Genomic DNA, 495 nt, shown 5'->3' with positions numbered 1-495 from the left:
TGTTGTAGGAGATCGAAAGCCCGAGGCCGAGCCCCTTGCCGACACCCTTCGTCGTGAAGAAGGGATCGAAGATACGCTCGGCGATCGCCGCCGGCACGCCGTAGCCCATGGAACCATTCGTCGGTCCGAGCTGGGTGCGGAAGGTGCGATACTGATAGAAGCGATGCGCCCAGGCGGAATAATTGCCGGCGCCGGTGGTCAGAATGGCGTCCGGCTTGAGATGGCCGCGCAGCCATTCCATGATATCGCCCATCTGCACCGGACCGGGCACCTCAGGATGCGCGAGATTTTCGAGATAGTCGGCATGGGCCGTCCTGGTCCAGTCCTTCCACACCGGCGCAGCCCGCGGCTTCAGCTTTGCCGCCTGCGAGAGGAAACCCGCGACGCTGGCATTGATCGGCAATCGCGCGTGATAAACGCGCCCCAGCTCCTCCGCGCTCGGATGAATGTGAACGAGCAACTGCTTCGGGACCGGAATGTCGATCAGCGTATAGG

1 protein-coding gene is annotated in these 495 nt (G+C 62.6%); it reads right to left on the bottom strand.

Translation table 11 applies throughout. The annotated features are described in order from the left end of the window. The coding region (locus AF337_RS28955) for a thiamine pyrophosphate-dependent enzyme (RefSeq protein ID WP_244471333.1) at positions 1 to 495 on the bottom strand (495 nt) is incomplete at both ends.

The organism is Rhizobium ecuadorense, assembly GCF_001187535.1.
Lineage (GTDB): Bacteria > Pseudomonadota > Alphaproteobacteria > Rhizobiales > Rhizobiaceae > Rhizobium > Rhizobium ecuadorense.
Note: the sequence above shows the minus strand (reverse complement) of the source record. Positions and strands in the feature narration are given on the sequence as shown.